The organism is Shewanella sp. JNE2 (assembly GCF_023159115.1).
Classification (GTDB): domain Bacteria; phylum Pseudomonadota; class Gammaproteobacteria; order Enterobacterales; family Shewanellaceae; genus Shewanella; species Shewanella putrefaciens.
Window position 1 is genome coordinate 1 of the sequence record NZ_CP096169.1, and the last position, 14,717, is coordinate 14,717.

Consider the following 14,717-nt stretch of genomic DNA (forward strand, 5'->3'; position numbering starts at 1 on the left):
GTGGCGGTTTCACTTTGGCAACAATGTATCGGACGACTGCAAGATGAGCTTCCTGCTCAGCAGTTTAGTATGTGGATCAGACCGTTACAAGCTGAAATGGATGGTGATACATTGGTGCTCTATGCGCCCAACCGCTTCGTGCTCGATTGGGTCAGAGAAAAGTACATTAATATCATTAATCAGTTTTTTACTGAGCAAATGGGTAGCGACGCACCCAAATTACGCTTCGATATTGGTAGTCGTCCATCGGCTAAAAAGTTTGAGCCCGCCCCAGTAGCGACTGTGCGTGCACCTAATACTCAAACTAAAGCGACTGTCGGTACTTATTTTAATACCCAAGCTGAGCCTATTGCTAATGCTAATCATCGTAGCAATATCAATCCAACCTATCAGTTTGATAACTTCGTCGAAGGTAAATCAAACCAATTAGGTAAAGCTGCAGCGTTGCAAGTGGCTGAAAATCCTGGTGGTGCCTATAACCCATTATTCTTATATGGTGGAACAGGTTTAGGTAAGACTCACTTGTTGCATGCTGTCGGGAACGGGATCATCAAAAATAATCCTAATGCCAAAGTGGTTTATATGCATTCTGAGCGTTTTGTCCAAGATATGGTTAAAGCGCTGCAAAATAATGCCATCGAAGAATTTAAACGTTACTACCGTAGTGTCGATGCACTGTTTATCGATGACATTCAATTCTTTGCCAATAAAGACAGATCTCAAGAAGAATTCTTCCATACCTTCAATGCCTTGCTTGAAGGCAACCACCAAATTATTTTGACTTCAGATCGTTATCCAAAAGAGATCGATGGTGTTGAAGACAGATTGAAATCGCGTTTTGGTTGGGGGTTAACCGTGGCGATTGAGCCACCCGAGTTAGAAACCCGTGTGGCGATTTTGATGCGTAAAGCCCAAGAGAGTGGTATTAACTTGCCCGATGAAGTGGCCTTCTTTATTGCTAAGCGCTTACGTTCAAACGTGCGTGAGCTAGAAGGTGCGTTAAACCGCGTTATTGCGAACGCTAACTTTACTGGTCGACCAATCACCATTGATTTTGTTCGTGAAGCACTGCGTGACCTCTTGGCACTTCAAGAAAAATTAGTCACTATAGACAATATTCAGAAAACCGTAGCTGAATACTACAAGATCAAGATGGCTGATATGTTGTCTAAGCGCCGTTCACGTAGTGTCGCGCGTCCAAGACAAGTTGCCATGGCGTTATCCAAAGAATTAACTAACCAGAGCTTGCCGGAAATTGGTGATGCTTTTGGTGGTCGCGATCACACCACAGTGTTGCATGCCTGTCGTAAAATTGCTCAGCTACGGGAAGAGAGCCACGACATAAAAGAAGATTATGCTAATTTGATTAGAACGCTATCTTCTTAAAAACAAGGAATTTGGACACTATGAAATTCTCAATTGATAGGGATGCCCTGTTAAAGCCGCTTCAATTAGTCTGTGGTGCGGTAGAAAGACGCCATAATTTGCCCATTTTGTCTAATCTCCTTGTAGAAGTTAGTGGTCACTCTCTTAAACTGACGGGGACAGATTTAGAAGTTGAACTTGTTGGTCAAGCTGTGGTTCACGGTGATATCGAAGAAGGTCGTACTACAGTTCCTGCTAAGAAGCTGTTAGATATCGTAAAGTCATTGCCAGAACAAAGCGAATTAAAGGTTGAGCAACAGGATAATAAGTGGTTGCTGCGTTCAGGCCGTAGCCGTTTTTCCTTAGCGACTTTGCCCGCCGAAGAATATCCCAATGTTGAAGCTTTCCAAGCTGAAATTGAATTTAGTTTAAAGCAAGGCGTATTGAAGTCGATTATCGATTCGACGCAGTTTTCGATGGCGAACCAAGATGTGCGTTATTACCTCAATGGATTACTCTTTGAAACTGAAGGTAATATGTTGCGCGCTATTGCGACCGATGGTCATCGTTTAGCCTTAAGTCATCGTGTTATCGATGCCCAATTGCCTGAAAAACAAGTTATTGTTCCGCGTAAGGGCGTGATGGAAATGGCGCGTTTATTGGAGTCGGACGATTTAGATATCGCGATTGCTATCGGTGATAATGCGATTCGTGCGACTACCGCTAACACCGTCTTTACCAGTAAATTAGTGGATGGTCGCTTCCCTGATTATCGCCGTGTATTACCAAAGGGCGGTGATAAAATTGTGATCGCGAGTCGCAATCATTTGAAACAAGCACTGACTCGGGCATCGATTTTATCCAACGAAAAATTCCGTGGTGTGCGTATTCAACTCGAGAATGGTCTGCTCAAGATTACCGCTAACAATCCTGAACAGGAAGAAGCGGAAGAGATCATCGATGTTGACTATAACAATCAATCACTTGAAATTGGTTTTAACGTCAGTTATTTACTGGACGTGCTCAATAACCTTAAGTCCGATGATGTGCGTATCACGCTGATTGATGGTAACTCTAGCGCTTTAATTGAAAACCATTTGGAAGAAGATTCCATGTATGTGGTTATGCCGATGCGTTTGTAGTTCACGTCACATACTTGTCCATGTTTACCCGTTTATCTTTGCTATCTACGCCGCGTGTTCGTGGCGTAGATTTCCTCAAAATACTCCTGTTAAACCATCCATCATTGGTATGGTGCGGCTTCACTAAGGTCAGTGCGGTATGATAGCTACTATGAATTTCTGTACTGTGCCGATTGCTCGGCTCTATGGGTAATGCATGAGTTTAACCCGTCTTAATATTGAAGCTTTTCGCAATATTCAGTTTGCACAGTTAATCCCTGCGCCAGGGATTAACGTGATTTATGGCCAAAATGGCAGCGGAAAAACCAGTATTTTAGAAGCCATTTATTTCCTCGGTATGGGGCGTTCGTTTCGCAGCCATTTATCGCAGCGGGTGATTAATAACGACAACGATAAGTTGACTCTATTTGCGACGTTAAACTTAGCGCGCGGTGACAGTAAAATCGGTTTGCGCCGATTTCGTAGCGGTGAGACTGAAGTTAAAATTGATGGCGAAAAGGTCAAACGGCTATCGACCTTAGCCGAAACCTTGCCTATTCAAGTGATCACACCAGAAAGCTTTTCGTTACTGTTTGAAGGCCCAAAATCCCGTCGACAATTTATCGATTGGGGCGCATTTCATGCCGATCCGCAGTTTTATGGTGCTTGGACGAATGTTCGTCGTGTTCTTAAGCAAAGAAATCAATTGCTTAGGAATGGTGCTGTTTACACTCATATTCAATTTTGGGACCAAGAATTTGTGCGTTATGCCGAGCAGGTCACCGAAATACGAAACCATTATGTAGACTCGTTAAATGGGCTACTTAAGGGTATAATCGGGGAGTTTTTACCGAGTGTAGATGTGAAGGTTTCATTTACTCGCGGCTGGGATAGTAAGACGGATTTTGCAGAACTACTCGAAAACCAATATTCCAGAGATTTGGCCACAGGTCATACCGTCAGCGGTCCCCATAAAGCTGACCTTAGACTTCGTGTAGGCAATTTGCCGGCGCAGGATGCCCTGTCCCGTGGTCAATTGAAATTATTAGTCTGTGCACTGCGTATTGCACAGGGAAAGTTGCTCAAACAACAAATAGATAAACACAGTATTTATCTTGTGGATGATCTTCCATCCGAGTTGGATGCACAGCATAGGCAGCTATTGCTTAAGCAGTTAACGGATACCGGAGCACAAGTATTTGTGACCGCCATCGATCCTGCTGCAATAGTCGATTCGTTACACACGCCTCCCAATAGGATGTTTCATGTGGAACAGGGACGTGTAACGGTAGTTGAATAACCATTGAGAGAATAATATGTCAGAGAATAGTTACGATTCTTCGAGTATTAAGGTCCTTAAGGGCCTTGATGCAGTACGTAAGAGACCTGGGATGTATATTGGTGACACCGACGACGGTACGGGTCTACATCATATGGTGTTCGAAGTAGTCGATAACTCTATCGATGAAGCGTTAGCCGGCCATTGTAGCGATATTACCATTACTATCCATGTAGATGGTTCTGTTTCTGTAAAAGATGATGGGCGTGGTATTCCGGTCGCTATCCATGAGGAAGAAGGCGTATCGGCAGCAGAAGTTATTATGACGGTATTACATGCCGGCGGTAAGTTCGATGATAACTCCTATAAAGTGTCTGGTGGTCTCCACGGCGTGGGTGTTTCGGTTGTAAACGCTTTATCTCGAAAGCTGCAAATGACTATTCGTCGTGCTGGCAAAGTGTACGAACAATTTTATACCCATGGTGTGCCTGATGCGCCAATCAAAGAGATTGGTGATGCAACCAAAACAGGGACTGAAATCCGTTTTTGGCCGAGTGAAGATACCTTTAGTGATGTTGAATTTCACTTTGAAATTCTGGCAAAACGGGTGCGTGAATTGTCATTCCTTAACTCTGGTGTCGGTATTCGCCTGATTGATGAACGTGACAATAAAAATGAATTTTTCAAATATGAAGGCGGTATTAGCGCATTCGTCGATTATTTGAACCGTAATAAAACACCTGTCAATAAAGAGGTGTTCCACTTTATGCAAGAGCGTGACGACGGTATTACCGTTGAAGTGGCTATGCAGTGGAACGATGGCTATCAAGAAAATATTTTCTGTTTTACCAACAACATTCCGCAACGTGATGGTGGTACTCACTTAGTTGGTTTCCGTAGTGCGTTGACGCGTAACCTCAACAACTACATGGAAAACGAAGGTTATAACAAGAAAGGTAAGACGAACGCGACCGGCGATGATGCCCGTGAAGGTTTAACTGCCGTTATCTCTGTTAAAGTGCCAGATCCTAAGTTCAGCTCGCAAACCAAAGACAAACTGGTTTCAAGTGAAGTTAAAACCGCGGTTGAACAAACCATGGGTGAGAAGCTGAACGATTATCTGCTGGAAAATCCGGCCGATGCTAAGCTGATTGTCGGCAAGATTGTTGATGCGGCCCGTGCCCGCGAAGCGGCGCGTAAAGCCCGTGAAATGACTCGCCGTAAAGGTGCTCTCGATTTAGGTGGTTTGCCAGGTAAGCTGGCCGATTGCCAAGAAAAAGATCCTGGTCTTTCCGAAATTTACATAGTGGAAGGGGACTCTGCTGGCGGTAGCGCTAAGCAGGGACGTAACCGTAAGAACCAAGCGATTCTGCCACTGAAAGGTAAAATTCTAAACGTTGAGAAGGCCCGCTTCGATAAGATGTTGTCTTCTCAAGAAGTGGCGACGCTTATCACGGCGCTTGGCTGTGGTATTGGTCGCGACGAATATAACCCAGATAAAACCCGCTATCACAACATCATCATCATGACGGATGCTGACGTCGATGGCTCGCACATTCGTACTTTGCTGTTGACCTTCTTCTTCCGTCAAATGCCTGAATTGATTGAACGTGGTTATGTGTATATTGCTCAGCCGCCTTTGTTTAAAGTGAAAAAGGGTAAGCAAGAACAGTATTTGAAAGACGAGCCAGCATTGACTCAATACCTCACGACTCAAGCATTGGATGGCACCGTAGTGTATCCAACGCAAGGTGCACCTGGTATGTCGGGTGAGCCGTTAGAGCGTTTAGTGACTCAGTACCGTGAAGTAGAGGCGATTGTTGCCCGTTTAGAGCAGCGTTATCCAACGCACATTACTAACCGTATGCTTTATCACCCAATGATCACCAACGAGATGTTGGCTGATGAAGGTAAGATGAAAGAGTGGATCGATGCCTTTATCCACGAGCTGGTGGAAATGGAAAGTAGCGGTGTATTGTATTCGGCTGAGCCAATTCTCGATCCTGAGCGTAAAGTGTATCTGCCTAAAATCACTATTCGTAAACACGGTATCGATACTAACTACCTGTTTACTTATGATTTCTTCCAATCAAGCGATTATCAACGTATCGGCAAGTTAGGTGCGGCGTTAGATGGCATGATTGAAGAAGGCGGCTATGTACAACGTGGTGAACGGGTTAAAGAAGTCGGCAGTTTCCTCGAAGCGCTAGATTGGACGATTTCTGAAGCGAAACGTGGCTTGTATATCCAGCGTTATAAAGGATTGGGTGAGATGAACCCTGAGCAATTGTGGGAAACGACAATGGATCCTGAATCACGCCGTATGTTGCAAGTCACAATTGATGATGCCGTGGGTGCCGATCAGTTGTTCACTTGTTTGATGGGTGACCAAGTGGAACCACGCCGTGAGTTTATCGAAGCGAACGCATTGAACGTGGCTAACTTAGACGTGTAATGTGTTGTAATGATTGATTGAATTAAGGGAAAGCTGAGGCTTTCCCTTTTTGTTTGGATTATTAATACTTATCCCATAAAAGCAGCTATTATGTTGTTATTAAGTTAGTGACAAATACCTTTTATTGAGCATTGACTACAATGGACTTGCATTGCTTGATATGGAACTCTTTTTATTTGTTAATTCTGGGAGTTATATTGCTTGATAAAGTCCATTTTTAATAAATTATTTAATCTTCGTGAAGATAACCCAATTGAGCGTCCTAAGAGCTTTAGTGCCACCGATTTGGGAAAGCCACTAGCAATTTCTCCAAAAAATATCACTCAGCAGGAAAGTATTTCTGCTAACGTTGTTTACGTTGATTTATCTGCACTTTTTTATAGTTTGTTATTTCCCGCTCGAGTGAATGATGCTGGTGGAATTGCCAACAATCTTGAACGTCGGGTGATAACGGAGATAGAGCATGCCTTAGCATCGCCACAAGTGATCGCCGAAAAAGTGTTAAAACTGCCGTCAAAGGTATTGGAGTTAGATCGTAAGCTGGCTGACCCACAGTTTGATATTAAGGCTCTATTAGCACTTATCGAGCGTGATCCTTTACTGAGTGTGGAGGTGCTTAAGCTGTGCAATTCCCCTGCGTTTAAACGTAGCGATAGGGATATCACGAATTTACAACAGGCTTTGGTACAGCTTGGCCGCGAACAGTTGAGAAAGTTTGTCACCACTTGTTTAGTGCGTGAAATGTTAGATATCAAACCAATTTATTTCCGTCGTTTTGGGGCTGAAATTTGGCGCCATTCGATGCAGGTCGCTTTTCTTGCCAGTGAGTTAAGCGATGAAGATCAAGATACAGCTTTTTTATTGGGCCTATTACACGATGTCGGCAAGTTGGCCATTTTTAAAATGCTCCTCGATGCATTTGTACAGGCAGAGCCAGGAGAACAGCCTAATTCTGGGTTATTTAGACAAGTGATGACGACGAAATCGTTAACCTTGAGTTCATTGCTTGCTAAGCATTGGCAGTTACCTAATACCTTTGAAACAGAATTAGACAGGCTCGCCAGTGTGAACTCGCGTCCTCAAGCGGGGCTTGCTGCAGTGGTATGGCGGGCGAATGTGATCAGCGAGATTTCTATGCTGCATCAAGCAGGGCAATTATCCCCTGAGATACTGGCGAATTTACTGCAGCAAGTTAACTTGGAACAGACCCAATTTGATGGCTTACATCAAAAGCTGCTGCAGTTCTGATTGGGTAATTTAATACGTTTGGTATAAGAAATCAGGCCAATAAAAAACGCGCTTTTAAGCGCGTTTTTTATTGGTGCTTAGCGGCACATTATTGCAGTAATGAGATATCCGCTACGTGCAGGAACTGCTCGCGTAGATTATTCAACAATGCTAAGCGATTGTTTTTCAATGCTTCATCATCTGCCATAACCATCACATCTTCAAAGAACTGATCGACGCTTTCACGCAGGCCAGCTAACAAAGTTAAGGCTTGTTGGTAATCGGCATTGGCAAATAAAGGTGCCAACTGTGGTTGCAGCTCATTCAACTTGGCCGCCAATGCTTGCTCTGCGGCTTCGGTTAACAAACTCGCATCGATAGTAGTTGGTAAAGCGCCTTCAACCTTAGCCAGAATGTTGGATACACGTTTGTTCGCTGCTGCAAGTGCGCCAGAAGCTTCTAGGCTTCTAAAGTGTGAAACCGCATTGATACGGCTATCAAAATCAGCTGGGCGTGTTGGGCGACGTGCTAGCACTGCTAAGATCACATCAACACCAATGCCTTTATCTTGATACCAAGCGCGGAAGCGAGCCATTAAGAACTCTAACACTTCGTCGCTTGCATTGGCGTTGCTTAAGTGAGTACCGTGAAGTTCTTGAGCCTTAGCAATCAGCGTTACTAAGTCCAGTGGCAGTTTGTTCTCAACGATAATACGCAGCACACCGATGGCGGCACGGCGTAGGGCAAAGGGATCGGCTGCGCCTTTTGGTGCTTGGCCAATACCAAAGATACCAACTAAAGTGTCGAGTTTATCTGCTAATGCGACTGCGCAAGAAACGCCAGCACTAGGCACTGTATCGCCAGAGAACTTAGGCTTGTATTGCTCTTCCATCGCAACCGCAACGGCTTCGGTTTCACCATCAAGGCGGGCGTAGTGCATGCCCATAGTGCCTTGAGTGTCGGTAAACTCCATCACCATATTGGTCATCAAATCGGTTTTAGATAACAGACCTGCACGGGCTGCATCCACCGCATTCGCGCCAGTTTGCTCGGCAATAAAGGCGGCTAGGGCAGAAATACGATTCACTTTGTCTTTTAAGGTACCGAGCTGCTGTTGGAACAGGACGGTTTCTAGGCTAGGTAAACGCGATTCCAGCGTGTGTTTTTTATCGGTATTAAAAAAGAACTCGGCGTCGGCTAAACGTGGACGAACCACTTTCTCGTTACCAGAGATAATTTGCGCGGGATCTTTTGATTCGATATTGGCCACAAAGATAAAGTTTGGCAGTAACTTGCCAGCGTCATCAAAGACAGGGAAGTATTTTTGATCGCCCTTCATGGTATAGACCAAAGCTTCAGACGGCACACTTAAGAATTTTTCTTCGAAGCTAGCGGTCAATACCACTGGCCATTCAACCAAAGAGGCGACTTCTTCAAGTAGGCTATCTTCGATATCGGCTGTGCCACCAATCTTAGCGGCGGCTTTTTCGGCATCGGCTTTGATTAATGCTTTACGGCTTTCGTAATCGGCGATGACTTTGCCTTTTTCTTTTAGGTCGGCAAGGTAGTGATCTGCATGGGCTAATTCAAACTGCTTTAGGCCCATAAAGCGGTGACCGCGAACAGTGCGTGCCGATTTGATACCCAGCAATTCACCTTCAATCAATTCACTACCTAACAAGATAGTGGCAGTATGAACAGGGCGAATAAATTGGGTTTTATTATTTCCCCAACGCATTGGCTTAGGAATGGGCAATTTATCGAGTGCACGTTGCGCCATAGCAGCGATCAAACTTTTTGTTTCGACGCCTTCAACTTTGGCGTTATGGACTAACCATTCGCCTTTATCTGTAACTAAACGTTCGGCTTGTTCAACAGCAATACCATTACCACGTGCCCAACCTTCGGCGGCTTTAGTCGGTTTGCCTTCAGCATCGAATGCTGAACTCACTGCTGGGCCGCGTTTTTCAACGACTTTGTCGGCTTGCGCAAGGGCAAGTTCAGTGACGTTAATTGCCAGACGACGTGGCGCTGCGTACCAAACGGCTGAGCTGAACGCTAAATCGGCTTTGGTGAGTTCTTCAGTAAAGTTAGCTAAAAAGGATTCAGCCAGTTTACGCAGTGACTTGGGTGGTAACTCTTCCGTGCCTAACTCTATGAGTAAGTTTTCAAAATTCATGTTTTTACCTCTACTTACACATTGGGAAGCCAAGCGCTTCGCGTGCCTGATAATAGGATTCAGCAACAGCCTTAGCCATAGTGCGAACGCGTAAGATGTAGCGTTGGCGCTCGGTAACTGAAATGGCGTGACGGGCATCGAGCAGGTTGAAGGCGTGTGAGGCTTTCATCACTTGCTCATAGGCGGGTAGAGGTAAAGGTTTTTCCAGCGACAATAAATGCTGACACATTTTTTCGCACTGATCGAACAGAGCAAACATAAAGTCTACATCGGCGTGTTCAAAGTTATAGGTCGATTGCTCGACTTCGTTTTGGTGGAATACATCGCCATAGGTGATGCGGCCCATTGGGCCATCGGTCCAAACGAGATCATAAACGCTATCAACACCTTGGATATACATCGCCAGACGCTCTAGGCCATAAGTGATTTCGCCCGTGACAGGGCTGCATTCTAAGCCGCCGACCTGTTGGAAGTAGGTAAACTGAGTCACTTCCATGCCGTTAAGCCAGACTTCCCAGCCTAGACCCCAAGCACCGAGTGTTGGTGATTCCCAGTTATCTTCCACAAAGCGGATATCGTGGATTTGAGTATCGATACCGAGTGCTTGCAGTGAACCTAAATAGAGTTCTTGGATATTATCTGGTGAAGGCTTCAACACGACTTGGAATTGGTAGTAGTGCTGTAGACGGTTAGGGTTTTCACCGTAACGGCCATCTGTTGGGCGGCGCGATGGCTGCACATAGGCACTGCTCATAGGTTCTGGCCCTAGAGAGCGTAAGAAGGTTTGTGGGTGGAAAGTTCCCGCACCGACTTCCATATCTAGAGGTTGAACGATTGCACAGCCTTGCTGCGCCCAATATTCCTGCAGGGTGAGAATAAAACCCTGAAATGTTTTTACGTCGTGTTTTGTCGTCATGTCTACTTGTCTACTGCCGTCAGCCTGAATAGAAAATGGGTTCGATTATACCTTGTAGATATCTGCTTATGTAGGTTATTTTTTACCTTCTTAATTAAAACAATAAGGTTATATATCATGGAAGAGATCCGCTGTGGCTGGGTAAGTGATGATCCCTTGTATCGTGAGTATCACGACAAAGTGTGGGGGCGGCCAGTTTATGATTCTAAGGAGTTGTTTGCTAAGTTGTGTTTAGATGGCCAACAGGCCGGATTATCTTGGATAACTATCCTGAAGAAGCAACAAAACTATGAGCAGGCCTTTGCCAATTTTGAACCTGAGATAATTGCCACCTTCGATGAGACAAAAGTAGAGGAGCTTATGTTGAATCCCGGCATAGTGCGCAATCGCTTGAAGGTGAACTCTATCATCAAGAATGCCAAAGGTTATTTAGCCTATACAGCCGATGGTAAGGATTTCTCTGCATTTTTATGGAGCTTTGTGGGCGGTAAACCCATAGTTAATCAGATTACGGCAATGTCGCAGGTTCCGGCACAAACGCCAGAATCTGAAGCCATGTCAAAAGCGTTGAAGAAACTCGGATTCAATTTTGTCGGCCCAACCATTTGTTATGCCTTTATGCAGGCGGTGGGTATGGTGAACGATCATCTTGTCGAGTGTATTGCTTATCAGGCCTGTGTAGATTCTTGTGCCGGACTGCATAATCACGAGCAACATTAATCGAGAGATTGCCGATGTTGAAGTAGGGTTTAGAACTTGTCGTGGTATTAGAAGCCTAGAGATAAAAAAAGCATGTTCCACGTGGAACATGCTTTTGGTTATTTCTATTTGCTGAGATTAGATTTTCTCAAAGAAAAACGGCTTACGTTGTTGTTTGCTGCCATTAAGTTGATTCATCTTTTCGGCATCGAACAACTTACCATTAACCATAATATAAGTGACTTTGTCGGTGACCCTAATGTCGGCTAATGGATCACCATCAATAATGACCAAGTCGGCGAGCTTACCTTCTTTGATTGAGCCAAGCTGATGCTCCATGCCAAAGGTTGTCGCCGGATTAATGGTGGCCGTTTTCAACACTTCCATATTGCTCATACCGCCTTGGGCAAACATCCACATTTCCCAGTGTGCCGCTAAACCCTCACGTTGGCCGTGGGCGCCGATATTTGGATGAACCCCTAACTTATTGAGCTCGTTAGCAACCTTAGCAACATTGAAATGATTGTAGTGGCTCTCTGGGGCATGGGGGCGTCGCATCGATCTTGCTTGTAAAATATCGGCTGGCACATACATGGATAGGCGTGGATGGGCCCACACATCGGTTTTATCGTACCAGTAGTTTTCACCAGAAATACCACCATAGGCGACCACTAAGGTTGGCGTGTAACCAACTTGAGTCTGGCTCCAAAACTGTTTGATATCGTTATAAATAGAACCAACGGGGAGCGAGTGCTCAATCGTAGTATGGCCATCGGCGACCATGCTTAAATTATGTTGCAGCAAACTGCCACCTTCTGGGACAACCATCATTTCAAGTTCACGCGCTGCGGCTATGACTTGTTGCCTCTGATTGCGGCGCGGTTGGTTATAGCTTTTTACGCTAAAGGCACCGACTTTTTTCAGGCGTTCCAGATGAAACTTGGCATCATCGAGCGAGTCGATATGTGACGTGTAACCCGGGGCATTCGCGCCATAAAGTATGGTGCCGGTGGAGAATATACGTGGACCGACAATATTGCCCGCTTTTTGTTGCTCGGACGCGGCAAAGATTTCTGTGGTGTCATTCGATGGATCGTGAATCGTGGTGACACCCAAGGAAAGGCCAGAATACAGCGCCCAGTTCTGTTGTGGCACGATTTCATCATCCGCTTGCGGTCCATGGGCGTGGGCATCGAATAGTCCTGGCATAATGGATTTGCCTTTGATGTCGATGATCTGCGCATCCTTAGGAATCGCAACATTGGCATCGCCTACGGCGACAATATGATTGTCTTTGACTATTACCACACCATTATCAATTACCTGGTCATTTTCCATGGTAATCACTTTGCCACCGACGAAGGCGATTGTTCCACGTGGAACATCGGCCTTTTCGGTAAAGCCTAAATCGATAATGCTTGGTTGTGCCTTTTCATCTTTGTTGCGATATTGAGTGTCAACCTTGGCTTGGTACAGCTCGGGGCCAAGCGTCCAATAGAGTTGGTCGCTTTTACTGTTCCAACTGATACTTTCGCCCGCACGGGCACTCAATTGGCTTACGGGTAGATTGCTGGCATTGGGGCCAATCTCAACTGTCTCGCCGTGTTTCGCAAAAGGTGTTACCCAAACCTTAAAGCGTTCAGCAAAGGCGAGTTGCTCACCATCGGGTGAAACCCTAAATTCAGTTGCATGTTTACTGCTGTAATGAACCCGTTTATCGAAGCCGTCTAAGTTGATGGATGATAACTGCGGCGTTTCATCTTCGCTGCTATTTATAAAAAAGACGCGATCGGCATTGGCACCGAATTGAGCTTGATAGCCATCGGCACTGATCTTGCTATTTTGTTTACCTTTTATATCGACTTTATATAGCCCAGGTTCCTGCGACCAAGTTCTTGGTGTGAGGTTACCGCCTTGAGTTTTACGATACACTACGAGTTCACCATTGGGTGAAAAGGTGGGTTCGACATACTTTCCTGGCTCTGATGTTAGCTGCTTAGGTTTGCCACCTTTGGCGCTAATCACTTGTACTGTGCCTTGGTCTTGGTCATTCCAAGTGGTGAAAACAATATCTTTACCATCGCGCGACCATTGGGGATAAAGCTCTGCGATATTTTTATCCAGTTCTGTTAAGCGTGACATTCTGCCGTCGGGTAAGGATTTTAACCAAATTTTACCCAGTGCTTCGAATACGACTTTGTTGCCATCCGGTGAGACTTGCGCCATACGTAGCATTTTTACATCGAAAACGTCTTTATCGATATCTTGCTTAAAGCGCACTGAGGGCTGTACGGCTAACTCAGTTTTTACACTAAAGGGGATATCTGTGAGTGTTTTATTGGCAACATTCAGACGATTAATTTTGCCTTTAGCCCAGAAGAAAATATCCTTGTTATCTTGTGTCCATGCCATTGTTGGATAGACGCCATGAATGGCCCACGTCTCTTGCATATCCCTGTCTAGCTCGCCAAACAGTTTAGTCGTCTCTCCCGACTTAAGCTCGAGTAGGTAGAGTGAAGATTGAAAATCATCGCGCTTAATATAGGCGAGCTTAGTGCCGTCTGGGCTCGGCGTTGGCCGAATCGCGCCACCCGTGCCTTCGATTAATACTTCAATCTCACCAGTTTGAGTATCGTAGCGTTTGATTTTATAGATACCGTTGACTGAATCCTTTGAGTAATGGAAGGTTTTGCCCGGCGTGTCATCCTGACTAAAGTAGATATAGCGCCCATCGGGAGAATACGCGGGTTCACCTAAATCTTTCTCATCATTCGGGCGTTCGGTCAGTTTGACGCCTTCACCGCCCGCTACGTGATATAGCCACACTTCGCCCGCGCCTAAGCTGCGGCTGGCGGTAAAGTGCTTACGGGCAACCAGATACTGGGAGTCAGGGCTCCAAGCTGGACTGTTTAGCAGCCTGAAGGTTTCTTGGGTGACGGTTCTTGGGTTTTTACCATCGGCATCCATAATCCAAATGTTATCACCACCATCGCCATCGGACGTAAAAGCGATGTGCTTGCCATCTGGGCTATAGACGGGCTGCATCTGCCAAGCTATGCCTTGGGCCAATGGCTTAGCTTCACCGCCTGTTACTGGAATTTGATAGATATCACCGAGTAAGTCGAAGACGATATGCTTACCATCTGGACTGACACTCAAGTTCATCCAAGTGCCTTCATTAACATCAACTTTGACTTGCTCTAAGGGAGCATTCGCTGGAGCGTTAACATGCCAAGTCGATTCTTTCGTTTCTGTGGCGTTAACTGCGAAGGTATTCATCCCAAGAGTGAGGGCAATATAAAGCGGGGTAAGTTTAGCGTTCAACATGTCACTTCCTGTTATCGTTTTTATGGATTACATGATCCGTATTAATCACAAGATAAAGTTTTGTTAATACTTGGTGTAGTTATCGCATAAATAGGTAGGAAGGAAAACGTAAATACTGTTTCAATTAGTGATCAGAGAAAAATACGAGC

9 protein-coding genes are annotated in these 14,717 nt (G+C 45.2%); 6 read left to right on the plus strand and 3 right to left on the minus strand.

Annotated features, from left to right (window positions below):
* From dnaA to MZ182_RS00025, 5 genes are all read left to right on the plus strand, one after another.
* Window positions 1-1,386, plus strand: a complete 1,386-nt coding sequence (gene dnaA, locus MZ182_RS00005; protein ID WP_011787424.1) for a chromosomal replication initiator protein DnaA — start codon at window positions 1-3, stop codon at window positions 1,384-1,386.
* A 20-nt stretch (window positions 1,387-1,406) separates the two neighbouring features.
* The gene (gene dnaN, locus MZ182_RS00010; RefSeq protein WP_011787425.1) at window positions 1,407-2,507 is read left to right on the plus strand and encodes a DNA polymerase III subunit beta; all 1,101 of its coding nucleotides are present in this window, start codon (window positions 1,407-1,409) and stop codon (window positions 2,505-2,507) included.
* Window positions 2,508-2,703: 196 nt separating this feature from the next.
* Complete coding sequence (gene recF / locus MZ182_RS00015; protein ID WP_011787426.1) at window positions 2,704-3,786, plus strand: DNA replication/repair protein RecF; 1,083 nt, start codon at window positions 2,704-2,706, stop codon at window positions 3,784-3,786.
* A gap of 16 nt (window positions 3,787-3,802) precedes the next feature.
* A complete protein-coding gene (gyrB, locus tag MZ182_RS00020) occupies window positions 3,803-6,220 on the plus strand; it encodes a DNA topoisomerase (ATP-hydrolyzing) subunit B (protein ID WP_011787427.1) in 2,418 nt (805 codons plus the stop codon).
* 201 nt (window positions 6,221-6,421) lie between these two features.
* Complete coding sequence (locus MZ182_RS00025; protein WP_248068373.1) at window positions 6,422-7,468, plus strand: HDOD domain-containing protein; 1,047 nt, start codon at window positions 6,422-6,424, stop codon at window positions 7,466-7,468.
* A gap of 88 nt (window positions 7,469-7,556) precedes the next feature.
* On the opposite strand, the gene glyS is transcribed toward MZ182_RS00025, so the two are convergent.
* Window positions 7,557-9,626 (minus strand): glycine--tRNA ligase subunit beta, encoded by a 2,070-nt coding sequence (gene glyS / locus MZ182_RS00030; protein WP_248068387.1) that lies wholly within the window; start codon window positions 9,624-9,626, stop codon window positions 7,557-7,559.
* A gap of 10 nt (window positions 9,627-9,636) precedes the next feature.
* Window positions 9,637-10,542, minus strand: a complete 906-nt coding sequence (gene glyQ / locus MZ182_RS00035) for a glycine--tRNA ligase subunit alpha (protein WP_011070431.1) — start codon at window positions 10,540-10,542, stop codon at window positions 9,637-9,639.
* 117 nt (window positions 10,543-10,659) lie between these two features.
* On the opposite strand from glyQ, the gene MZ182_RS00040 reads away from it, so the two are divergent.
* The gene (locus tag MZ182_RS00040) at window positions 10,660-11,262 is read left to right on the plus strand and encodes a DNA-3-methyladenine glycosylase I (protein ID WP_248068389.1); all 603 of its coding nucleotides are present in this window, start codon (window positions 10,660-10,662) and stop codon (window positions 11,260-11,262) included.
* Window positions 11,263-11,379: 117 nt separating this feature from the next.
* On the opposite strand, the gene MZ182_RS00045 is transcribed toward MZ182_RS00040, so the two are convergent.
* On the minus strand, window positions 11,380-14,568 hold the full coding sequence (locus MZ182_RS00045; protein ID WP_248068392.1) for an amidohydrolase family protein: 3,189 nt from the start codon (window positions 14,566-14,568) through the stop codon (window positions 11,380-11,382).
* Window positions 14,569-14,717 lie beyond the last annotated feature (149 nt).

Coding starts and splice junctions, on each gene's coding strand:
- gyrB (WP_011787427.1), top strand. CDS start 3,803: ATGTCAGAGAATAGTTACGATTCTTCGAGTATTAAGGTCCTTAAGGGC.
- glyQ (WP_011070431.1), bottom strand. CDS start 10,542: ATGACGACAAAACACGACGTAAAAACATTTCAGGGTTTTATTCTCACC.
- MZ182_RS00045 (WP_248068392.1), bottom strand. CDS start 14,568: ATGTTGAACGCTAAACTTACCCCGCTTTATATTGCCCTCACTCTTGGG.
- MZ182_RS00040 (WP_248068389.1), top strand. CDS start 10,660: ATGGAAGAGATCCGCTGTGGCTGGGTAAGTGATGATCCCTTGTATCGT.
- dnaN (WP_011787425.1), top strand. CDS start 1,407: ATGAAATTCTCAATTGATAGGGATGCCCTGTTAAAGCCGCTTCAATTA.
- recF (WP_011787426.1), top strand. CDS start 2,704: ATGAGTTTAACCCGTCTTAATATTGAAGCTTTTCGCAATATTCAGTTT.
- glyS (WP_248068387.1), bottom strand. CDS start 9,626: ATGAATTTTGAAAACTTACTCATAGAGTTAGGCACGGAAGAGTTACCA.